The organism is Vibrio sp., assembly GCF_038138445.1.
GTDB lineage: Bacteria > Pseudomonadota > Gammaproteobacteria > Enterobacterales > Vibrionaceae > Vibrio.
The window spans coordinates 1-21,850 of the sequence record NZ_JAYQDQ010000035.1 but is presented as its reverse complement, the minus strand read 5'-3'; the positions used below and the strand labels follow the sequence as shown (position 1 = coordinate 21,850).

General features: G+C 43.0%; 11 protein-coding genes. 5 read left to right on the top strand and 6 right to left on the bottom strand.

From position 1 onward, the window contains the following. Positions 1-286: 286 nt before the first annotated feature. From AAFM34_RS10980 to AAFM34_RS10970, 3 genes are read right to left on the bottom strand one after another with little or no spacing between them, the layout of a single operon-like run. Positions 287-694, bottom strand: a complete 408-nt coding sequence (locus AAFM34_RS10980) for a GtrA family protein (RefSeq protein ID WP_341662763.1) — start codon at positions 692-694, stop codon at positions 287-289. Next, positions 691-2,094: a glycosyltransferase family 39 protein gene (locus AAFM34_RS10975; protein WP_341662761.1), complete on the bottom strand. Its 1,404-nt coding sequence runs from the start codon at positions 2,092-2,094 to the stop codon at positions 691-693. The genes AAFM34_RS10980 and AAFM34_RS10975 overlap by 4 nt, the downstream gene beginning before the upstream one ends. After that, positions 2,084-3,091 carry a glycosyltransferase family 2 protein gene (locus AAFM34_RS10970; protein WP_341662759.1) on the bottom strand — a complete coding sequence of 336 codons (1,008 nt, stop codon included), beginning with the start codon at positions 3,089-3,091 and terminating at the stop codon, positions 2,084-2,086. The genes AAFM34_RS10975 and AAFM34_RS10970 overlap by 11 nt, the downstream gene beginning before the upstream one ends. A 200-nt stretch (positions 3,092-3,291) precedes the next feature. Between AAFM34_RS10970 and AAFM34_RS10965 the strand changes: the two genes are divergently transcribed. From AAFM34_RS10965 to AAFM34_RS10945, 5 genes are all read left to right on the top strand, one after another. Next, on the top strand, positions 3,292-3,966 hold the full coding sequence (locus AAFM34_RS10965) for a response regulator transcription factor (protein WP_341662757.1): 675 nt from the start codon (positions 3,292-3,294) through the stop codon (positions 3,964-3,966). 1 nt (position 3,967) lies between these two features. Beyond that, on the top strand, positions 3,968-5,227 hold the full coding sequence (locus AAFM34_RS10960; RefSeq protein ID WP_341662755.1) for a HAMP domain-containing sensor histidine kinase: 1,260 nt from the start codon (positions 3,968-3,970) through the stop codon (positions 5,225-5,227). A 66-nt stretch (positions 5,228-5,293) separates the two neighbouring features. Next, positions 5,294-6,187: a pyridoxal-phosphate dependent enzyme gene (locus AAFM34_RS10955; protein WP_341662753.1), complete on the top strand. Its 894-nt coding sequence runs from the start codon at positions 5,294-5,296 to the stop codon at positions 6,185-6,187. 103 nt (positions 6,188-6,290) lie between these two features. Next, positions 6,291-6,602 carry a DUF1496 domain-containing protein gene (locus AAFM34_RS10950; protein WP_341662751.1) on the top strand — a complete coding sequence of 104 codons (312 nt, stop codon included), beginning with the start codon at positions 6,291-6,293 and terminating at the stop codon, positions 6,600-6,602. Between the two features lie 51 nt (positions 6,603-6,653). Beyond that, the gene (locus AAFM34_RS10945) at positions 6,654-7,055 is read left to right on the top strand and encodes a PPC domain-containing DNA-binding protein (RefSeq protein ID WP_341662749.1); all 402 of its coding nucleotides are present in this window, start codon (positions 6,654-6,656) and stop codon (positions 7,053-7,055) included. 51 nt (positions 7,056-7,106) lie between these two features. Here the strand turns inward: AAFM34_RS10945 and AAFM34_RS10940 are convergent, their stop codons facing one another. From AAFM34_RS10940 to AAFM34_RS10930, 3 genes are all read right to left on the bottom strand, one after another. Further along, the gene (locus AAFM34_RS10940) at positions 7,107-12,470 is read right to left on the bottom strand and encodes a hypothetical protein (RefSeq protein WP_341662747.1); all 5,364 of its coding nucleotides are present in this window, start codon (positions 12,468-12,470) and stop codon (positions 7,107-7,109) included. 219 nt (positions 12,471-12,689) lie between these two features. Continuing rightward, entirely contained in the window at positions 12,690-13,094 is a 405-nt protein-coding gene (locus AAFM34_RS10935) for a hypothetical protein (protein ID WP_341662745.1), read from the bottom strand. A gap of 176 nt (positions 13,095-13,270) precedes the next feature. Then, positions 13,271-21,733: a M91 family zinc metallopeptidase gene (locus AAFM34_RS10930; RefSeq protein ID WP_341662743.1), complete on the bottom strand. Its 8,463-nt coding sequence runs from the start codon at positions 21,731-21,733 to the stop codon at positions 13,271-13,273. Positions 21,734-21,850: the final 117 nt, after the last annotated feature.

Genomic DNA, 21,850 nt, shown 5'->3' with positions numbered 1-21,850 from the left:
ACAAGTATCCAACAAGTTATTAACATCACATTTTTTAATAATGGTCGGACCAGATGAAGAATCTACCCAAAATAAAAACTAAAATAATTTTGCCAAACAATGGAACCGATCGAAAAGAGTAGAGTCTGACTATATGTAGTTAGCCAATATTTATTGAGTTTGCAGACTGATAACTATCTGCACACTCGACTTACGTGACTAATTTACGCTGCTTTTTCTTATATAACTCCTATGTTTTGTATCAGCCCAGAGCACAATTGCCCTGGGCTTTTTTTATTTGCTTGATTTATCGTGTTCTTATCGCTTCTTCTTTACCGAACACCCAATACTGGCTAAGTAAGAAATTGCTGACCATTCCAGATAAAACCCCACCAATGAAAGCAACCATTACACTCGTACTTTCATTCGTATAAAACAACATAATGAGTTTAAGTGTGGCTAAGTTAGGAAGTAAGGAGGCTGTTGCGCTTGTCATAAATTTTAGCCATTGGATCACAGCATTAGCGCCAGTAACATTTACGAAGGTAAACGTCCTATTGCCTAACCAAGTAATAGTTGCGGCAAACAAAAATGAGGCTATGCGTGCTGTCAGAATTTCGAATTCCAATCCATAATACAAGGCTGAAAATAACGCACAGTCAGCGAGGAAACCCACCCCGCCCACAACAGCAAAATTTACTATTTTGCTACTCATCCTAGACGCTCACATCGATATAGTACTCGCCGACTATGTTCCACAGTATCGATAGAGCAATTCATCTTTTTACTATGAACGACCTCTTCAACAACCTCTTTTTTACCAATAAGCTGTACTCTTTTTAAATGGTCTAAGACTTCGTAATTTTGAAGGTATTTCGCTTTCCCGCTGCTATAGAACTGGCCAGAAAATGGGCGTAGTCCAATATAATAAGTGGGTACACTAGGGTCTATATCACGAAGCAGAACCTTGTCGCTTCGTCTATTGCCTGTCCCTGACTGAATAAAGATTACCGCCCCAAGTAGAAGGATGGGCACAGCACCGGAAACAATCTTAAACCATTGATTATCATTGCCTTCGTTGGATAGTAAAATCGCGATCAGCACACTCATTGCAGGTATGCCCGGCAATACGTAAGCGGGCAAAATATTACCCGCAAAGGTAAATAAAAGCATGGGTGATAGCATCCAAAAAACAAGAAAGCTCAACAACCCACTTTCAGGGTCAATACCTTTACCCAACTGCTTACGCTTGTTCCACCACAGGATAGGGAGAATCAATGACCATGGCGCAGCCGCATAAAGCCAGAAGTACCAAATGGTGCCACGCGCTTCATTATGAGCAGTCCCATAGAGATCACCTTGCCAGCCACTGACAACAAATCGTTTTATGTGCTCACCAATAATGAAGTAATTTAAAAACCCCGGTGTAGCTCGCTCGGCAGCAATATACCAAGGAATAGAAATAGCCCCCATCACCAATAGCCCGCCAACCATTGGGAACCTTTGCCATAGCACTTTTAATGACCCCAAAAAGCCATGATGCATCACAAGCCATGGAACAACAGCTAATCCAACCAGAACAATGACTAAAGGCCCTTTTGCTAACAGACCGATTGCTAAACCTAAAAACGCGAGATAGCCCCATAACTTTGAGCCCTGCCAACATAAATAAAACCCTATTAGTGCTAGCGACATCCCCATGGTAAGTGCAATGTCTGTCATCACAGCACCTGCCGAAATAAGAAATACACCAGACGTTGACAAAACCAAGGCGGAAACTAGACCACTAAAGCCGACCCGTTTAGCAAAATAAGCCACTAATCCAACAATGAGAACGCCCGCTAACCAATGCGGAAAGCGGACAGCAAACTCATTCACGCCAAATAGCTTGATACCCATTGCGCTCATCCACGCAAAAAGAGGAGGTTTACCCCAAAATGGTACGCCATAGTCAAACTGAGGCGTTATCCAATTATTGGTTTCAACCATTAATCTGGCCATTTCACCATAGCGCGCTTCGGTTGTATCCATTAGAGGGTAAGCGCCCAAGCTCAGCAAACGAGTAACTAAGGTCACGCCAAGTAAAACCCATAAATGCACCCGATTAAAACTCACGCTTTCTCTCCATTTGTTTAATAGTCGCAGAGGCTGATTTTTCTGTCACTGTGCGGATCAAATAGAGGGGGCGAGCTTTGGCTTCAATAAAGATTCGTCCTACATATTCTCCCAGTAATCCTATCGATAGCAACTGGATACCCCCTAACGCAAGCTGTGTAACCATAAGTGACGGATATCCGCTGACGGCTTCCCCAAGTAGTACCGTTTTCAAAACAATAAAACCGCCATAAATAAATGCCCCTAGTGCAATGGAGGCGCCGACCAAGGTTGCGAGGCGTAGGGGGCGAATGGAAAATGAAGTAATGCCATCAATAGCTAAGCCGAGTAATTTGAGGTAGTTCCATTTACTTTCACCACAATATCTTGCGTCACGCTTGAATGGAATCGCGGTATGGCTAAATCCCGGCCAAGAAAAAATGCCTTTCATGTATCGATTGCGCTCGGGAAGGCGATTAATATGATCGACGACTTCACGACTCAGAAGCCTAAAATCACCCACATTTTCCGGAATGTCAGATTTGACCAAACTGTTCATTAAGCGATAAAACAGAGCTGCTGAGGTTTTCTTTAGCCAGGTTTCGCCATGCCGCTCACTGCGCTGCATGTTGATAACATCATACCCTTGACGCCATTTTGCTAACATAGTGGGAATAAGCTCTGGAGGATCTTGTAAATCTGCATCAATGATGATCACAGCAAGTCCACGACTATGCTCAAGTCCTGCACTCATCGCTGCTTCTTTGCCAAAATTTCGACTTAATTCGATACAGCGAATTGAAGCAAAATCTGATTCAAAGCTCATAACGAGCTCGCTACTTTTGTCCGTACTGCCATCATCGATATAGATAACTTCACTGGACTCAGACAAACTTTCTAACACACACATAAGTCGATGGTGTAACTCGGGTAAAACGTCTTCTTCATTGTAAAAAGGCACAATAACCGACAAGGTTACGCCTCTTGATTGGTTTGGTAATGGTGTCACTAATCCCATGCGGTACATCACTTTACTGGTGTACGTACTCTGATATTTCGTAATACGTACTGATTCCTAACATTAACCGAAGCGTCATCGCGCACACTTTTCACTTCAGTCCTAGACTTAAGCAAGCTTACCGACAGCAGTGTGAAAACAATGTCGTTGACATTTTTTTCACGTAATATCTGCTGTTATTAGTGTTTAAGGGGGTAGGTATGAATAAAATACTGCTGGTAGAAGACAATCGTGAAGTAGCGGGGGTGCTTTTTGATTATTTCGAAAGTCTTGGAATGGAGCTCGACTACGCGGATAATGGCGAGCTTGGTTTACAGCTAGCCCTCAATGAGAACTTCGATCTTATTCTTCTCGATCTTATGCTACCCCGAATGGATGGCTTAACCGTATGCAACGCGCTAAGAGATGCCGGTAACCATACCCCTATTCTTATGCTCACGGCACTGGATAATCGCGAAGATATGCTTAATGGATTTAAACATGGCGCGGACGACTACTTAACTAAGCCCTTCGATTTGGAAATCCTAGAAGCTCGCATCAAAGCACTCATTAAGCGTTACCGTGGTGAAGTGACGCAAAGTACTCTCAGTTTTGGGAGTCTTCGAGTAGACCAAAAAACTCGCCAAGCATACAGAGAAGGCAAAAAGCTCGCACTCAACCCTACGACTTACACCATCCTCGAACAGCTATGTCTGAAAGCCCCAGAAACTGTGACTCGGCGTGAAATATCTGAAAAACTCTGGCAAGAAAAAGAGCCCCACAATGACGTCCTACGCAGCCACATTTATCAATTACGTAATCAACTTGATAAGCCTTTCTCTCGTCCTATGCTAACAACCTTGCCAAAAATAGGTTTCAGGCTTGAGGAAATATAAGATGAAGCCCTTTCTTTCCAGCACTCGAACCCTCACAGGACGTCTAGCGCTCTTTTTTACCACTATCTCTTGTGTCATTGGTGTTGTTATCTCTATGATTTTTATGTTCTCTCTAGATTGGTCTGAAGATCGTGTCGGTGAACGTCTTATCTTGATAGACAGGGACACAGCGGTAGAACGCTTCCTTAATGGTGAGAAAGGCATGATAGAAATCGATAGCCTAACCAAAGCTTACAATGACCTTTCTCTATTACCAAAATTTTATCGCCAATATACTGAACAATATGATACCTACCTCGGCGAGGTCGAGTCCGACGAGCACCCTAATGCTTACATGGTCTATAAAGGCTCGTATACCGAGAAAGGCGAAGACAAAACCTTAGTGTTATTGTCTTTGATCGATAAAGTCGAATTTAACACCGATGAATTTGTTTATTCAGGCTTGCTCGTCATTACCCTAGTTTCTTTACTCATGTTCTTGTTTGGTACTTTGCTTTATCGCCTATCAGTGCGCCTGATTGAACCTGTCAATGAAATCGCTAAACAGTTACAAGAGCATTCAGGTGACGTAAACCAAGCTTTTGTGCTTGGCGAAGGCGCTGCGGGTGAATTCCAAATTCTCACTCAACAGCTCAACCAATATCGACATGATTTGACCACTGCCATTAAACGAGAGCAAGCATTCGCCCGCTATGCTAGTCATGAGTTAAGGACTCCCTTAACTGTTGTCAAAGGCGCAAATTCACTTCTTAGCCGCTCAGAACATTCTGAGTATCAACACAGGCAAATCACGCGAATTGAAGAGGCCAGTACACAAATGACGGTCATGGTCGACGCTCTGCTATCCATCGTTCGTTACGAACGCAATATCGACGACTCACCGTTACGTGAAATCAGCAAAGGTGAACTGGAGTCGATTATTTTCTCTCATGCCGATCAAGCCGAGCAGAAATCTATCTCAATAGAAATGCAAATATCAGGGCAGCCTGAGGTTCGCGCAACGCCAGCAGTCGTCACCATGATTGTGGGTAATCTTATTCGTAACGCTATCGCTGCAACAGCCGATGGTAAAATCGATGTTGAGTTGTCCCAGAACCGACTTTCCATCATCGACGACGGACCAGGGTTGAATCAAACTCCTGATGCTAATGGTCATGGACTTGGATTAATGATCGTTGATGACCTTTGCCAGCGTTACAACTGGCGCTTTAGTCTCAGTAATCACCCCAACAGAGGATGTCTGGCGCAAATAGAATTTTGATTTATTGCTCTGACAAGCCCAATTTAAGGGTTACACTGCTTGTCTTGGTATTTAACAGAGCAACGAATGAAGCTAAACCACTCCCCTATTACTAAACACAAGTTTGAAGGCATTGAATTTTTTCTAAAGCGGGATGATATGCTCCATCCTCAGTTTAGTGGCAATAAAGCTCGTAAATTCATGTATCTACTACAAAGTAAGCAACCTCAGATTAAGACTTTAATAAGCTATGGCAGCCCACAAGCTAACTCACTTTATTCACTTGCGGCCCTTTGTAAACTGAAAGGTTGGGATCTAGAGTACTATGTTGACCGTATCCCTGATTGGTTGCGCAACACGCCCATTGGTAATTACGGCGGCGCTCTAAAGCTTGGGGCGAAAGTGATTGCAGTGCATGATACCAACCTTCATCCAGTAGACTTTATCCAAACTATCCGCTGTCCTGATTCGAGCTGCTTAGTCGTAGAAGAAGGAGGAAGGGAGCAAGATGCTCAACATGGTATTAAAGGATTGGCAGACGAAATTTATCGCTGGAGGCAGTCTCAAAAATCTATGGATTTTGTTGTCGCTCTTCCCTCAGGTACGGGAACAACAAGCGCTTATCTGCAAAGCTTCCTTAAGCCTTATGGAATCGAGGTCATAACCTGCCCCTGTGTAGGCGGTAAAGATTACTTAATTGACCAGATTCAGTCTCTTGGTGTTGAACACCATCCAAGTATTTTGCAACTTGATAGCAAACATCACTTTGGTAAGCTGTATCACAGCGACTACCAAATATGGCTGGCTCTGCTCGAACAAACCCAAGTCGAATTTGATCTCTTGTACGATCCTATGATGTGGCAATGTTTACTCAATTGGCACCCAAATAATGCAGATAAAACCATTGTGTATATCCACCAAGGAGGCGTACTTGGCAACGAAAGTATGCTGCCCAGATACCAAAGAAAGTTTGGTCGCTAGCGTTTTTTCTGGCTTATGATTTACTTTTGTGGCTAATGCTGTCGCCTTAAACCGTATATCTGATTACTCTTTACTAGTAGACCTTTATTGCTTAGGAGACGATATGCGCAAATCACTTTTGGCCGTATTTTTAGTTATTGCAGGGCCAGTCTCTGCCAATATCATTACCACTCCAGGCAAAGCTGTCATTGCGATAGATGGCGGTAATGCAGGAAAACGAGTCTGTTACTACCAAGATCAGGCGTATTCTCTGGGCGCAATTTTGCAGGTGGGAGATCATTATATGACTTGCGATCGCGCAAATGATTTTGAGACTAACGGCGCGCTCAAGTGGATTCCTCTAGAGCAAGCTAACCAAGCAAAACCTTCAACACAAATTCCTGACCCAAATGTTAAAACCTATTCAATAAAATAAGTGGTATGAGATACTTAGCAAATACTCGCTACGCAAGGTTAGGAACAAATAATGATTGAGCCTATCGTAATAAGGTTAACTAAAGGGCAAGACTTAAAAACACAAATCCAGTCTATGGTGACCAAACATGCTATACAAGCTGGCTCGATTGCATCCTGTGTCGGAAGTTTAGAACAAGTCAGCCTGCGCCTTGCTGGCGCCACACAGTCAATCACTTTGACTCAACCTTTTGAAATTGTTTCTATGATGGGAACACTCACGCCAACTCATCAACATATTCATCTATCAGTTGCCGACGAAACGGGAAAGGTCATGGGCGGGCATTTACTAGACAATACCATCATTGATACCACTGCCGAGCTAATCATTCATCACTACCCAAGCCTGAGCTTTTCACGGCAGCACGATAGAACAACCGGATACAGTGAATTGGTCATCGATACAAACACGTAAAAAAATAGGAGCCAAGCTGGCTCCTAGTGTATTAGCTATGAGTAATGCTATCTAGGGCAGATATTTAGTCCGATACGCTGTGAAATTAGCAATAACGTCTTCTATGTAGTTTCCGAGTAAATCCACCTCAAAAGGCGTCATGGTTCCTTTAGCAATATGCTCCGGAATACGCTCAAACGCAGTATCCGCGCCCTGCGATGCTATGTCGCGTAACCAAAGCCGAAGTGATTGCATATCCGTAGGATTCTGCGCCGCATAAAGACCCACGTAGTTTTCAAGATTTTCTCTTATAAAGTAAGGTAACCCACCCAAGCCGTCACCTTCATTAACAACACGGTGGGGAGCCGAAAAAGATGCATCTAGCTGATATGCTTTTATCGACTCTTCGAGCTGAGCAATCTCTGCTTCCAAAGTCTGCTTCTTAGCTTCAAGCTTTTTAATGTTTTTTTCGATACCATCAATACCGCGTTGGTTGTTTGAGTCCGTTGCTCGTATTTCAGATAACTTGTCGTTGTTCTTTAAAATATCATCATTAAACTTTTGTATTTGCTTTGTCTTTTGAGCTATTTTAAAGGCATCATCTTTTACTCGTTGGCTTTCATCAACTTCTCTTGCACCTTCTCCACCTCTGGTAACGGGTAGTAAACGTGCACTACCTTTGGCTGCATTATGTTCTTCAAGATAGAGAGTCGGGATCCCCATATAAGCCCCTTTTTCCATCTCACCAGAGCGTAACCCTACCTGTTGCAGTGGTATACCATCTTCACTTAATTTTTTGAAAAGCTGCTGCAAGAATACACCTTGGTTAAACTTTCCGTGGTTTACATCCCTTAGATCACTCGATTTGTTCCAGTACTGGATTAGATTTAATGCATCAGAGCCATCACTATTTAAATAGTATTGCTTAGCTGCCCCCGTAAGCGCTGAATGATACGGAGAATATTCAATAGGATCTCCAATAGGGATAGTGAGCATTTTTTTCTTGGTATTGACCTCCTTCAGCGTTTCGTATAGCTGTGGCGTCATTAAGTGGTGGGGGTTTCTCTTTTGCTCATCAAGCAATTTAAACGATTTAACCTGCTCAATTGGTGAAAAAACCGATAGACTTTTCCTGTCGCTCAAGCTTCTTAATTTACTATACTCTTCGCCATTCAATCCCCTTGACCATACAAGAGAGACACCTTCCCACCCTTCTCGAGTTATACTGTCCTTGATCTGGCTGTAAACCTCATCAACTTTTCGAGAAACCTCAGCACTCACTGCTTGGTTTTGATAAGCATTCCAAGTTCGCGTAAAGAAATTTTTTGTAGCCTGTGAATCACCACCCGAGATATCTTGAGCAATGTGTCTAGTACTTTGACCAACATCACTTGGTTCATCGACACCAAACGCCTTTAGCTCTTGTTCAACCTCTGTATAACCCGTCAGTTTGTCTGTAAATTGGGACTTCTTTTTCCCCAAGGAACCAGTCAGAGCGTGATAGACTTGATTAGGCTCCAAACTAGGCGGTCCATTTAGAATGATTACCTTACCCAGATCTTGTATATCGTCAGGGAGTTGTTCATCCCTTGGGTTAATATTGATCACACAGATTTGTTCTCGTTCGACGCCCATGTCAAGGTAATAACGCAACGTCTTATGTCCCCTGTAATCACGAGGGCTTGTCAGATACAAGAGCTTTCTTTCTCGATTGTCACGTAAAGCAAGTGCAACACCATTAGAGTCACCACTTTGATTTGAATTTTGTGCAATGACATTCTTTGCTCTTCCACGCTGCTCCAACCCAATGATGTTCCATTCGTCTCGAGTTCGATCCTGCGGGAATTTTAGCTTTCCATCTCTTACCCGAGTATGTGAGTAACCAGCATTTTCCATCGCAGTTGCCAATGCTTCAGATGGGGTTGCCTTGATATCTGTACCATCAACAATGACCAAGCTTTCGCTACTGGATTGACGAGCAAGGTTATTCATCGACGTAGAATCGTTTGCTGCACGGCGGGCATCGAGGTAGCGAATATCGATATACCCTTTTGGTAGCGCGCTGAGATCATTAACAATATTTGATGCAGGTACATCACTTTGTCCAACCACAGTAAGGGCACTATTTTCTGTTGATAAAGCTGACAATCGATTAGGCTGTAGTTCTTCAATTTCAAGGCTATCAAGCAGAGGCTTTAGCTTTGGTTGCACCCTTGCTAGTGTTACAATCTCGTCTTGCAGTGCTGCTTTTTCCGCTGGGCCCTTAACCATAATCGGTTGGATGAGCCTACCTTGTGAAACATCCAAATCAAGCTGGTTAACGGCAGCCATCAATGACTCCATTCCAGCTTTGGGTACATATATATGACGGGACTCAGGCCTCTTGGTTAACACAGTCAAAGACAATGGATTATCACCAAGTTGTCTTGATACCCCCTTATCATAATTGGACGCAATATAATTAAGTATATCAGCGACATTTTGCTTTTCATTGCCAATTGACCACTCAAAAATCTCGTCTGCCGCTGAGTCAAATAAAGTCAGTTTGGCATTCGCTCCTATTCCAGATTTAGAAAAGGAAACGGCATGAGTACGAGTACCGATTACTATGCTCAGCTCATCATGTTTAGCTAATTGAACCAAGATCTCCGCATTCGCTCGTGAGAATGTCATTTCTTCATCTAAGCTAACGGAGTTACCTCCCTTCTCTGACACAGCCTTTCTTGTTGCGAGCCTTGCTTCTCGACTACTCAGTACTTGCGAACGATTTAACACCACAGGTTGAGTATGATGTAAAACTTGAACATCATCTGCTAAGGATAAGTTTTGAGAAAACTCTGTGGTTAGGTTATCAATAGGAGAGCCATTTAATCGGCTGATAGCATCTTTGAATGCTAACCCTCGACACATTCCCTCTGAAGGGACATTTGGAGTCCGTGTCGCGGACGCAAAACTTGGATAATCAGAGTTATCACCAATACGACCTACTATACCCACTATCTTATCGTTCACTCTCTTAGGCCTCTTTATCAACTCAACTTGCGCAAGCTCTATGAGCTTTCGAGTAAAGGCTGGAGAGTTTGCTCCGGAGGTCTGCGCAATATCAGTCAACATTTTCGTTGCTCTCTTGGACAAAGTTAAGATGTCTCCTACTGCACCAAGTGGTTCCAAGACTAAGTCGGCAATAGCCCAAGCTCTATCTCCTGTACTTGAGGTGCGATCTGCAAGAGTGACAATAGCTATGGTGATGTTGCCTGCAATCAACGCAAGACCAAGATAAGGGAAAGGTATTGCAGCTATATTTAGAATGCTGACAGCTAACATCAAGTGATCTCTTATCTCATCCCATCTATCTTGTAGTGACACATGAGAAGCTGAGAACACCTCATCAAAGTACTCTGAAATAGAATTGGTTAGATAGAGGGGCGTTGTACTGTAATTGAACGTCAAATGTTCGCTATCCACTTGACCGTCAAAATACTGCAAAGGCCCTACTGAAATTGGAGGGATCTGAACATATCCACCCATCCCCATATAGCTCGGATATATCAAGCCTGTTGCCGGCAGACTTTTTACCTCCATAGCGGCATCAAGCTCGGTCTTTCCTTGTATGCTCAATCCGTTTCTCATTGCCACATATTGAGTATCCGTAAAACGGTCGGTTTCAAGCCAAACAAAACCATTGTATGGAGAATACAGAAGACCGTTTTTACTCAAATCCGAACCGTATTTCGTTTGACCGTCGTCATCTGAATATGGAATAAATACTGACCCATAAACCGTGTGGCCTTTAAAAGCACATTTATAGGCTGGCTTCTTACCTTTTTTAAATTTTTCAACCAACTCTCTTTGATGTGCTGGATTCGCTTCATTATTAACAAACTGGTTGGCATGGAGTTCTAACGCACTTCCCAGCACACGAGTATAGTCTGCTTGTTTTGAGCGAAGAACTTGGTCAAAGCGAAATGGAATTTCTGTGTCCATGTCATATCTGGTTTTGGTGATCTCATCTACGATGAAAGCCTTGTCCCCATTAGAAACTGGCCGTCCATTTGGGTAATACCATTCACCGCTTGGTATTGGCTTCATCAACATGTCAGAAAGTGACATCGTCTCCGTTGTATATGGATTCGATCCAATTGGATAAGACACTGCCCCCATTGGTCCTACAGGAGCTATGAGGGGAACCGACAAACTTCTAATCAAAAACGTCGAACCTTCGGTAAGAGGGATTCGGGGATACTTAGCTGAAAATTTAGCGACAAACTTTCTTACTTCTTCGTCGAGTAAGTTTTTCATATTCGCATTAACAGTATCTAATAGAGTGCCCGCAGTTAATGCTTGGGCTTTGACTTCCAACATATTTGATTGTGATCTAGCCAAATATCGCCTCAAGCCTGCTAATAAAGCGGTAAACATATTACGCAGATTCATATACCCCACATAGCCCTCCCCTGCTGGATCTAGCTGAGGGTTGCTACCCGTGAGCACAGCATGATCATAAGCTAGATATGCCACCGCACCTTGTAACCGAATTAGAGTGCTTAATATTTCTGGATCTTGCGATGTACGCTCAAATTCTCCCTGTGAGAAGCCAAAGCGAGCCCGCATATCTCGCTCCAATTGTTCATAGCGTTCAGTGGCAGTAATGCTGCGTATCGTTTTGTCCGTGCCCTCTGATCGTATTTGGTTATATGCCCACAGTAATGAATCTTTTATAAAATCCACCTTTGATGGTAAACCAGTAGAACCTGACGTACACCGTCGACGATAATCATCCGATTTTTGATAGAGAGGTCGACAAGTAGCTCGTCCCCATGCAGCTTCAAGCCTCATTCTATCCGAGGCGCCAAATATTTTTCCCAAAGGGAGTACATGGAGTGCATCCCATGTTCCTGCTCCACCGTCATTGATCCGGCTCACTAAGATCGCAGGGCTTGCCGCACTCACGCCATCAGTCAATCCAGGGAATCCAACTGCCAACAGATCATTGAGTAAAACAGAATCTGTGTCACTGTGTACGTTCCACTGCAAACATAAACTTCGAGCTCTCAGATCACCATCTATATATCTCAATGCCTCTGGGTCAGAACTAAAATAACAACGAAGCCAGTTTAGCTGATCCATCATAAAGACCTCAGATGACAAGGAATTGAGATCTGACGTTGACATACTCGCCAGCCTACGAGTCAACCTACCATGAACTTCCGATATTTTATCAAGCCGAACTGGGCTCGATGCTGGATTAAATGCATAAGTATCTCGACGTGTTCTCTTTGAACGGCTTGAAGTCTCATCCTCTGAAATACCATTCCAAGGTAGGATAAGCGGTGTTGTTAAATGATCAATGGTGGGGGAAACGGACAAATTAGTATTACTCACTTCCCCAAAAACATAAGGGGGTAGTGAATCAAGGGGATTTATTTCTTCGGTCATAAACTGAAGCTCCTCATTATATAAATTAATGTGAGCTTTCAGCCTATCGAAAATATATATTTCTAGATTGTAAATAGCAATGGACAATGTATTTGGTTTCTATTAAAACACTCACATATAATTAATAAAGAGTTAAATTTTATTATTTTAAAAATTTTCACCTTTACTTTGGTGTAATATCCACTATTTATACTTGGATTTTTCAGTTCAATAGGCTTACTACCATTTAAATACATCAAAAGCATTCTTTAAAGAATCAAAACCACTCTCAATACGCTTATCGAGTTGGTAATCACTTACTTTTTCTTTCATATCGGTTACAGCCGAATCCGCCAGTTTAGATATCTCTTCAGGGATAGACTCTATGTTGTGTTTAACTTCTTGAAATTCGGCCTCCACTTGGTCGTGAATATCATGATACTGCTGGCTTATCTCCTCCTTCAATAAATCCGCAGAGTCTTCAAAAGTATCTTGTAAAGAATGCCAAAAGCTTTTCCCATGTGATTTGATACAATTAGCATCAATCGATGTGAGGCCAGATTCAGCAAACACTAATGGTGTTGCAAGAGAAGTTAAAGATTTGATTGGATTTGTTGATGAAGGTTCTAGAGGCTCATCCGACACGATAAATTACCCTTAATTTAAGACTTGTTAAACGATAGGTAATATAGCCAATTAAAACGACGATCGAGCGTATGAAACACGCAATAAAACACCGCCAATGTTGGCGGTGTTTTATTAAAGACCTAAAATCCTATCAATCTCGCTTATTTTAATCCTTATTTAAGATTGTAAACTGATTATTCAAGAAATTGGGTTTCCAGAGTTTCTACCGTAATTTCGTATTGGTTTTCCTCCTGATCACCATCCTTCGAGACTCGCACAATTCTGACGAAAGAAACTGGATTTGTACCAATGTATCCTGATGCCTCTTTATATTGCTGTAAACCACCACTATCCATATGTTTTACTATATCTTCTATATTTAGCTGCTTACCATTGTAGGCTACAAAAAGATCAGTATTTGGAGTGTCGCTAGTCCTCGCGGTGTTTTCCCACACTGTATTCCAAGCCTCACGTTGGGCTGATGATTCTTCTGCCTCGGCAAAGTAAACTTGTGTATTTGGCTCACTACCTTGAGCTTGTATTAGAGCTAAGCCTCTTCGTTTTAAGAGCTTAGGTTTTAGAGCTTCCTGCCTCAGCGCAGGATTTAACGGAGGCAAATCCGAAGGTAAGTCCTGTAACCCATGCTTTCCTAACATTGGGTTTGGATCGTAAAACCGACCACGCATCATGTCACTGCGTCTAAAATCAACCAAACGAGCACTTGAGTCACCTAATATATCAAAGCCAGCAACAGCATGAGTGGAAGAACCAAATGTTAGTTGACCACCTTCAATTTTACCCATACCCGTCTGAATTCGTCTGTTCGTGATATAACCCAAATACCCATAGACCTTACCCAACTCCCGACCTTCTTGAAAGGTTTTTAGTGCGATCTCAAGCTTCCCTGCCAGTGAGGCATCAAAGTCCCCCATATTCACTGGATCTGTAATGTGAGCATATAAGTCGCCGTCCACTCTCGATGACGGAGCTATTATGGTGTGCTCACTTGCACTATTACACGCCGCAACTTTAACCGTCACATCATCGGGTAACAACATGCCATCTAGATCTCTAGCGACTTGCCTAGCACTCACTTTGTCGGCATTGGGTGAAGCTGCACTATACACATACCCTTGACCAGGTTGTCCATGCCCACTGACATAGAGAGTATCAGAATCTCGTAAATCACGAAGATCCATCTTGTTGGCGCTCGTGTAAAGATACTCAAGATCAGCCTCCAAGCGAGAGTTAGCTGGAAAAACACGATTAAGGATTTCTCTAAACGAATCTATTTGCTCCCGATTTTTAAATACAATCTCAATCGGTGGCTTACCATTACTTATCCTGTCTCTAAGTAACGGTATCAGCCTCTCAGTCACTCTTTCGTCATTCATAAATGGGAAATAGATGTAGTCTCTACCATTTGGTTTTATATACGGCTTAAAGCCTTCTTCAACGACGATATCATCCAATACTGTTAAGTCTTCAGCACTTGAACTTGATAGGATTCTGCTGCTTGTTGGGCTTTCATAAGACATCAAACCCTCCCTGACAGCACTTCTTCTATAAAGGATTTGATCAATTTCTTCTGACAGCCAATTGATACTATCTTGCATCGCTGATTTTCCAGAGTTTAACGCCTGACTATTCGTGCCAGCTTGCCGAGTAACTGGATGTGCGGGATCAATAAACTTGAAGTCTATTTTCGTCTGACCATTTTTAGCATGTGCAATGAGAAGCAAACTACTGTCATAGCTCACCCAATCTGAAGCCATTACCGCTTGCCTAAAACTTTCAAGTTGAGCTTTGAGCTCATCGAGATTATCTGCCATGTTCAAAACGCTAAGTAGCTTTTTCTTGGTATTCCTAATAGCTAAGAACTTATTGAGTTCGTTACCTCCATTATGATTGATGAAAGGTATACCTGACGAATCCATCGCTTTGTTTTTAGCAGCATAGTAGAGGGAGCTCTTTTCTGGATAGCCATTTACCGCCCGCTCTGCTGGTGTACTTCTTAATCGAACATCGCTAAATTTCACATCAAGCACTTTTCTAATTGATGAGCCTGTCTCTTCCAGTGCTTTTACCTCATCTCTAAGAATAAGAAAAATAGGCTCCTCACGTATCTGTCCTCGGCCTATATCAGAAATAGGCAGTCCTTGACTGTCAGTAACACCGACAAGATCAGGCATGTAGGTGTTCATGGGTGATCCACTCTTCCCGACATACGCATAGGCTTCTGAGCAGTGTGTTGCCACTTTGATTCTAACTGGAATTTCTTCCCCTGAATCGGAGATTAAAGAAGCACGGTATTGAGTCGTTCTGCCTGCCTCTGCACTTCTCTCGTCTGTGTACTTTATTCGATAGCTGTTGCCTTCAAAATCGACTGAACGCGGCCGAGAAGAGGTTCCCAAGTTCGTCCACGGCCTATCATCTGGCAAAATATCGGTAAGATCAACATCATCATAAAAAGTACCTTGTTCACCTGCCCATGAGCCATCTGAATTGACATCTTGCCTTGGTTTCGACATAGGGTTGTCGTGACCATAGATGTTTCTTCCGTTGGTGGATGGGACTGGTTGACTACCTGCTGTATCTCCGCCCATTGGAAGTCTTGCAGAGCCCCACCCCTCTCGGTCGCCTGTATCATTTTGCCCTTTCATCAAAGTGCTGAAACTTTCTTCTCCGTATTCATTGTGCTTCATGAGGTCTTTAAACCTGAGATTCAGTTTTTCCTCCACTCTTGTCACTGTATCGAGCATCTCACCTTGACCTTCAAATAGTGTTTTGGCTTTCTTTACAAGCTGATCCCTTATCGGAGTGTGCAAGCTTCGATACATCTGTTTATAGTGTGAATTACTTACTGAATCTGAAATTGTTGATGAATCAAAGTCAACCAAACTGAACTCTCTAGTACTTGGGTCATACAGCACGCTACCAAGGTTTAAATCTTCTACTCGGATACCATTATCCTGTAGCTTGCCAACCCAGTGAGCAATAAAATCATCTTCTTCAATTCTTCTCAGTAGATCTAGCATAACGTCCGGGTCTTCAATATTCTCTATCGAGATACCTTTCATTTTTGGCATATTAACAGCGTAATAGGTTTCTCCGTCGATCCCTCTTAGAGTATTCAATTCAGCATTTTGGTCATACAGTTTATTCAATACATCCCGGTTGTTTTCAGCGATACCTCTATCACTCGGCCGCTTGTAAAACTTAATCAATCTGTTTGGGTTGTCAGGATCTTTAAATATCACCCCATGGGCACTGGTTTTAGGGGTATAGAGGTTATCAGCATTATACCAACTTGGTGATTGCTCCATTTGGGGCAAGGCGTCGAAAGCACTCGGCTGCGAATTTCCGCGCCTTGTGAGGCCAAAGTTATCTAACACTGCTCGAATAGAGCGTCGTCGGTTTTTTTGTGCGCGAATACCATCAAATTCGTTGGACTCTTCTACTGGTGGTAATCTTCGGCCTCCAGTGGCTAGAGAGTCACTCACTGTACCACCAGCCTTACCTAATCGCCTCAGCTCTGCCGCTCCTCCCGCAGCCCCAAACATATCAAGGGGTGCAAGAACCAACGGAAGAAGTCCTAGTTTTCTCTGCTCCGGTGTATCACCTTGAATAACAACATATAGACCCTCGGTAATACCATGAGCGGCACTAATCATATCCACAACGAACGCAGAACCTGCAACATACACACCACCAACACCGGCCGCAGCGCCAGCAGTTAGCACAATGGAAGCCGCAGCCAACACATAACCTGATATTTCAAAAAACTTATCTGTTTTCCACTCGGAATGCGAAGTAAGAAGAGTGTCCGCATCGCTTCTAAGCCTATCCAACATACAAGTGGCCATGATCTCAAAAGCATCATCATCAGCGTTAAAACGAACAGGTTTTTCATTGATGATCTCATCTGGGCTTTGAGGACCAATCATAGGAAATTTGTCTGCTGGGTGAGCTACTGGTAACTCTTCAGCCACAAAGCTCGTTCGATAATATTTATTGGACCATGATGCTAGGGTATCCAAAAAGTCCGAAGGTCCCTTTCCTTTTATCCCTCTAGGCTGTTTATTGCGCTCACTCATATGTGACAAGATATAATCTTTATTCGCAGGATTAGCGAAAAATAAGTTAAAATCTCGCTCACTATCAAACTTATGGACACCACCATTTGACTGCAGACTAATCAAGATGACTGTATTCCCTCTCTTAGTCATCAACATTCCTTCTAATGGGTAATGCTTTACTTGATTGCGCAATGACGGAATAAACATTCTTTCTGGATGGTTGATTATGTCTGTTGCCTCTTGTGAACTTAATATCCCTTCAAGCTGTGCTTTATTCACTATATTCTTGTATTCTGTTTTAAGGTATCCCTTGAATACATCTAAGTGATTGTTCTTAAAATCATCTATCTGGCCAGTAATCATAGGTTGAAGGTCAGCATTCTTATGCTTTAGAATTCCATAAAGCTTATTAAAACTATCATTCTGATAAGTTTCAGGAAGCACATAACTTGGCTCGGTAATAACAGAGCCGGTATCACTTAAGCCTTTACGATAGTGTTTTTTTACTGCTGTAACTAGATCTATTTCACTGTACAACTTGCTCTGATAATAACCTTTCGATCCGGCTGCAAGAGAGGAGAATACACTTTTCGCATCCATCCTGTGCTTAAGTTCATTGGTCAAGATATATCGATTGTCATTACGGTGATCTTTTGATGCAGAAAGCTCTTCGAGTATGGTCGCCATACCTTTTTTACTGCGCCCATCCATTTGATTGTACAAGCTTGCATGAGAAAGAAGATATTCATGATTACTTGGGTTGCGGAAGAAACGATTCAGCTCTTGCCTAGAGGAAAAATTATGTACTTGTCCATCAGGCATTAAGCTAATCATAGTGTAATTGTCGCCATCAATAATGACCATCATGTTCTCTAATGGATAACTATCGCCCTTGATAATCTCACCAATACTCTCTCGCGGGTAGCCTACGTAAGGTTTAATGATGTGAGGAATATCTCTTGGATCCTCTCGGTATTGAACAGGGTTTAGTGCTCGATCCAATATGTTAAGTGTCGCCGCTTTCTCAGTGTCATCAGCAATAGACTCTATTTTCTCAGTCGCACGTTCCCGTAATAACTTGGTGTACCTCTCCGTACTCCAGTTAACACTGCCCAATTCCTCTTGATTGACTGAATATAGGTACTCTTTGCCCAAAGCTGACTCTATATTCTGATAACTAATGGTGTAGTGCTCTTGGCTCAAACCTGAACTATAGGTAATTTGTTTACCAATTAACCGTTCTAAACCTCGATAGCCCGTCCCTTTATTTTCTTTTATGTAATCATCGACTTGTCTTGGAGTACGATCGATATGTTCAATCGCAAATTTAACCTTTCCAGGCTGATCGATGCTATTTTCTTTCCAATATCGATAAGCTGCGCTATCTGGCGATACTCGGTCAAAAAAGTATGCCATATAGGTTTTGTTCATGACTTCTCTTTCGTACGCAATCAGCCCTCCATGTGCTTGGATTTCTTCTCTCTGCTGTGCAACCGTATACGTCTCATTATCCTGCACGATATCCTTCATAGATGCATAAAACTCAGCTTCGACTTGTTGGATATTTTCGTGTAACTCGCCCCGCCCTTGCCGATATTGCAAAATCTTATCCAACAGAGTTTCTTTTGTATTAAAACCCCGCTTTTCAAGGTACATCATTTCAGTAGGAAGTAGAGGCCAGCGATAACCTTCAAAAACGGAAGATGCAGAAATATCATTGGTTATTTCTTCTGCTAAATTCATTGTTTGATCTGAAGAAGGGTTGAAAAACAATTGACGAACCTCAGGTAATCTCGATAGGTTGCGTTGCCCTACAATTATGCGTTCAGCCTCTTCTAATAGCGCCTTCTGTTGCCGCAGTGATGGTGTATTACCCTCTCGGGCCATCAACTCATTTAGAGATTGTTTTTTTGCGAGTATCCAAGCATAAACTTTAACCATATCGCCTGATGCATAAGCAGAGTTTAAGTCCTGGATCATTTCCTCTTTAAACTCATCAAGAGAGCGCACTTGATTGTCGAATCTACCAGTATAACTCGAACCTAACCCTCTCTGGTTCAGTTCATTTCTCGAACTTTCAAGATATTTCCTAGCCTTTTGCCGTTCCTTATCAATCTCTGACTGATTAGTTGTTAGATGAGGTCTCCCCACCAAATCTCCACCGACCCAGACAGTTTCAGGCCTTAGCGCTTGAGCGTCTCGAGTCCACAGTTTGGCATAAGCCACTTTCTCTATCGCAGGTAAGGTGTTTTCTAATTGATCAAGTTTGTGCTGAATATTATCACTAAGTTCTCTCTCCCATTTTGCTATTTTCTTTCTCTGACGTTTTCGGTAAGGACGTGAAAAAATACTGTCAGCATCATTTATATTCCACCTCGCTACTCTTATTTTTTCTTCAAGTTCTTCAACCCTTTGCAACAGGCTGATATGCAATTGGGCATTACGGCTTATTGGTCTTCGGAAATAAGCTCGACCATCAATCGTATTTTCTACATCGCTATAATGTAACCTAGGATCAATGCCCAATTCTTCCCTAAGCTGATTGACAGTAAAAACTTGTGAACCATCCCGTAAATACTGTTTCTTAATGTTCGTATCACTGAAATCTAATACATCTTCACCAAGGGTATATGGTAATCCAACTACCATATGCTCAAGCAATTTGATGTCATCTGAATAACTGTCGTTGGCTAAATTATTGTTGTCGTATAGGTGTAAGAGTTCATGGAAAAGGATTATTTGAGCTTGTTCGTCACCACTAGTTTCTCCATTAAGCGAGAGAGTACTTAAAGGATCAAAATAGATAATGTTGTTATCCAAATCTGCACTAGCCGGATAGTATTCAACGCCATCCAATACTTCCTTAGCTGGCAAGCGTATCGAGAATTGTGGACTACTCATTGCTTCGAGTAATCTCTTACCTTGTTCGGTATCCTTAAGATCATCGAGTACGACGGAGACATCATCAAAGTATTCTTGGGTCCCTTTTATCTCAATAATATGGGTTTCTGATACCTTGTATTGCCAATCTTCTTCTTGGTCTTCACCACTTTGTGAACTTGGCGCATACCTGTCTCCATCATGACCGGTAAAACTCGAATCTCCGTAATCCAACCTTTTGATGACAGCTTGACCTTGTGCACGGTAGAAAGCCTCACGGTAATCGTTTTCACTGATATAACGACCATTGTCGACTTGGACCGACTGTTCGATAAAGCTCGGGGCAGCAAAAGCCAGATGGACATCATTGGCATCGTAGTCAGCGCCTGCAACAAAGTGTTCAAAGATCCCATGACTCAATGATTCTTTTTCTTCCTCACTTGAACCTTCGGGCGCCAATTTCGCACCCAACTCATCGATAGTGAGCCAATCGTTTTGATAATTCACTTTTACAGGATGGCTATGGTAGTAGAGGTGCAGCATTTCGTGGAACAAAGCAATCGAGGGATCTCGCCTTAGCCAAGGTTTATCATTCGCTTGCTCATCGCTTTCGGCTGCGAGGGTATTCCATGGGTCAAAGAAAATCGTATTTTGTTCAGGGTTAGCATACGTTGCGTAATACGTCTGGCCATCCTCTTGGCGAAGACGCTCTTCTTCACTAGGCTGAGTGATCTTAATCCCCTGCTTATTCATCGACTCAATCAAGTCACGCTCCAAAGGGGTACGGGCGATTTTTGCAAGCGATTTATCGACCGCCTCTTTGTACTCCCCTTCACCTCGGTTTATGTCGGGATAGGCGTTAGAGATTGGGCTCGACTCATCTACAGCATCCAACTCTTCAGACGCTGATTCCCCCGCCAATGCCTGTTTAATTTGTTCGACGACTTGCTGCTCGTCGGTGGTTAACTTCGGAGAGGGTTCCATCACTAAATCCGCCGCGGTTTTCGCGCCAACGCTCACTGGTACTGAGCCACCAGTAAGTAGCGCTTCAGTGCCCAGCACCTTAGCCCAAGAGCTGATTTTGACCTTATCTTGTTCTTTTTCCACCATGGCATTGTGCGCGTGAGCCGCCGCCGATACCCCAGCGGCAAAGACAGTTTTGACTGTGTTTCCAACTGGGATCATTAGCATCTTAAAGCCCAGCTGCTCTAGCCTGTGGGTAATACGCCCTTTAATCACTTTGTAAGGTTTATCTTCACCTGGCATCACGCCTTGCTTAATTTTATGCACGTCATACCCAATACGGATCAAAGAAATCGGCACCTTAATACCCGCCCGAATGCCGATTTTAATTGGCGTCACCGTCAGGCCACCGACCACATCCATGCCGCCTTCAATAAAGCTAACCACCACACCGCGTGCCAAACGCTTTTGTGACCAACTAACAATAAACTCTGCCAGTGTTTTCTCCTGCGCAGCGTACTCTGCTGGGCTCATCGGCTTAATGGTTTGATCGCGATACGCATAGCGCCATTCGCCTGCAATTCGGGTTGAGAAGAATATCCCTAAGGGATCTTTATCCGATACTAAACCCGTTAGCATATTGCGCTCGGTCAATGCATGACGGATCACTTCGGTATCTGGGATAAGCGCAGCGTCTGTATGCCCGGCTTCTCGCAGCACCTCATTAGCACACATGCCCCAGTCTTTAGCGACTCTCGATCTTCGCGAGAAAGGCCCAAGCGGCTGGCCAGTATGTTTGTAAGCTGGCGGTAAACCCCATTTAACTGAAAGCTGGCACCAGCTAAAAACCTG

Coding starts and splice junctions, on each gene's coding strand:
- AAFM34_RS10980 (WP_341662763.1), bottom strand. CDS start 694: ATGAGTAGCAAAATAGTAAATTTTGCTGTTGTGGGCGGGGTGGGTTTC.
- AAFM34_RS10970 (WP_341662759.1), bottom strand. CDS start 3,091: ATGGGATTAGTGACACCATTACCAAACCAATCAAGAGGCGTAACCTTG.
- AAFM34_RS10965 (WP_341662757.1), top strand. CDS start 3,292: ATGAATAAAATACTGCTGGTAGAAGACAATCGTGAAGTAGCGGGGGTG.
- AAFM34_RS10960 (WP_341662755.1), top strand. CDS start 3,968: ATGAAGCCCTTTCTTTCCAGCACTCGAACCCTCACAGGACGTCTAGCG.
- AAFM34_RS10955 (WP_341662753.1), top strand. CDS start 5,294: ATGAAGCTAAACCACTCCCCTATTACTAAACACAAGTTTGAAGGCATT.
- AAFM34_RS10950 (WP_341662751.1), top strand. CDS start 6,291: ATGCGCAAATCACTTTTGGCCGTATTTTTAGTTATTGCAGGGCCAGTC.
- AAFM34_RS10945 (WP_341662749.1), top strand. CDS start 6,654: ATGATTGAGCCTATCGTAATAAGGTTAACTAAAGGGCAAGACTTAAAA.
- AAFM34_RS10940 (WP_341662747.1), bottom strand. CDS start 12,470: ATGACCGAAGAAATAAATCCCCTTGATTCACTACCCCCTTATGTTTTT.
- AAFM34_RS10930 (WP_341662743.1), bottom strand. CDS start 21,733: ATGTGTGCTAATGAGGTGCTGCGAGAAGCCGGGCATACAGACGCTGCG.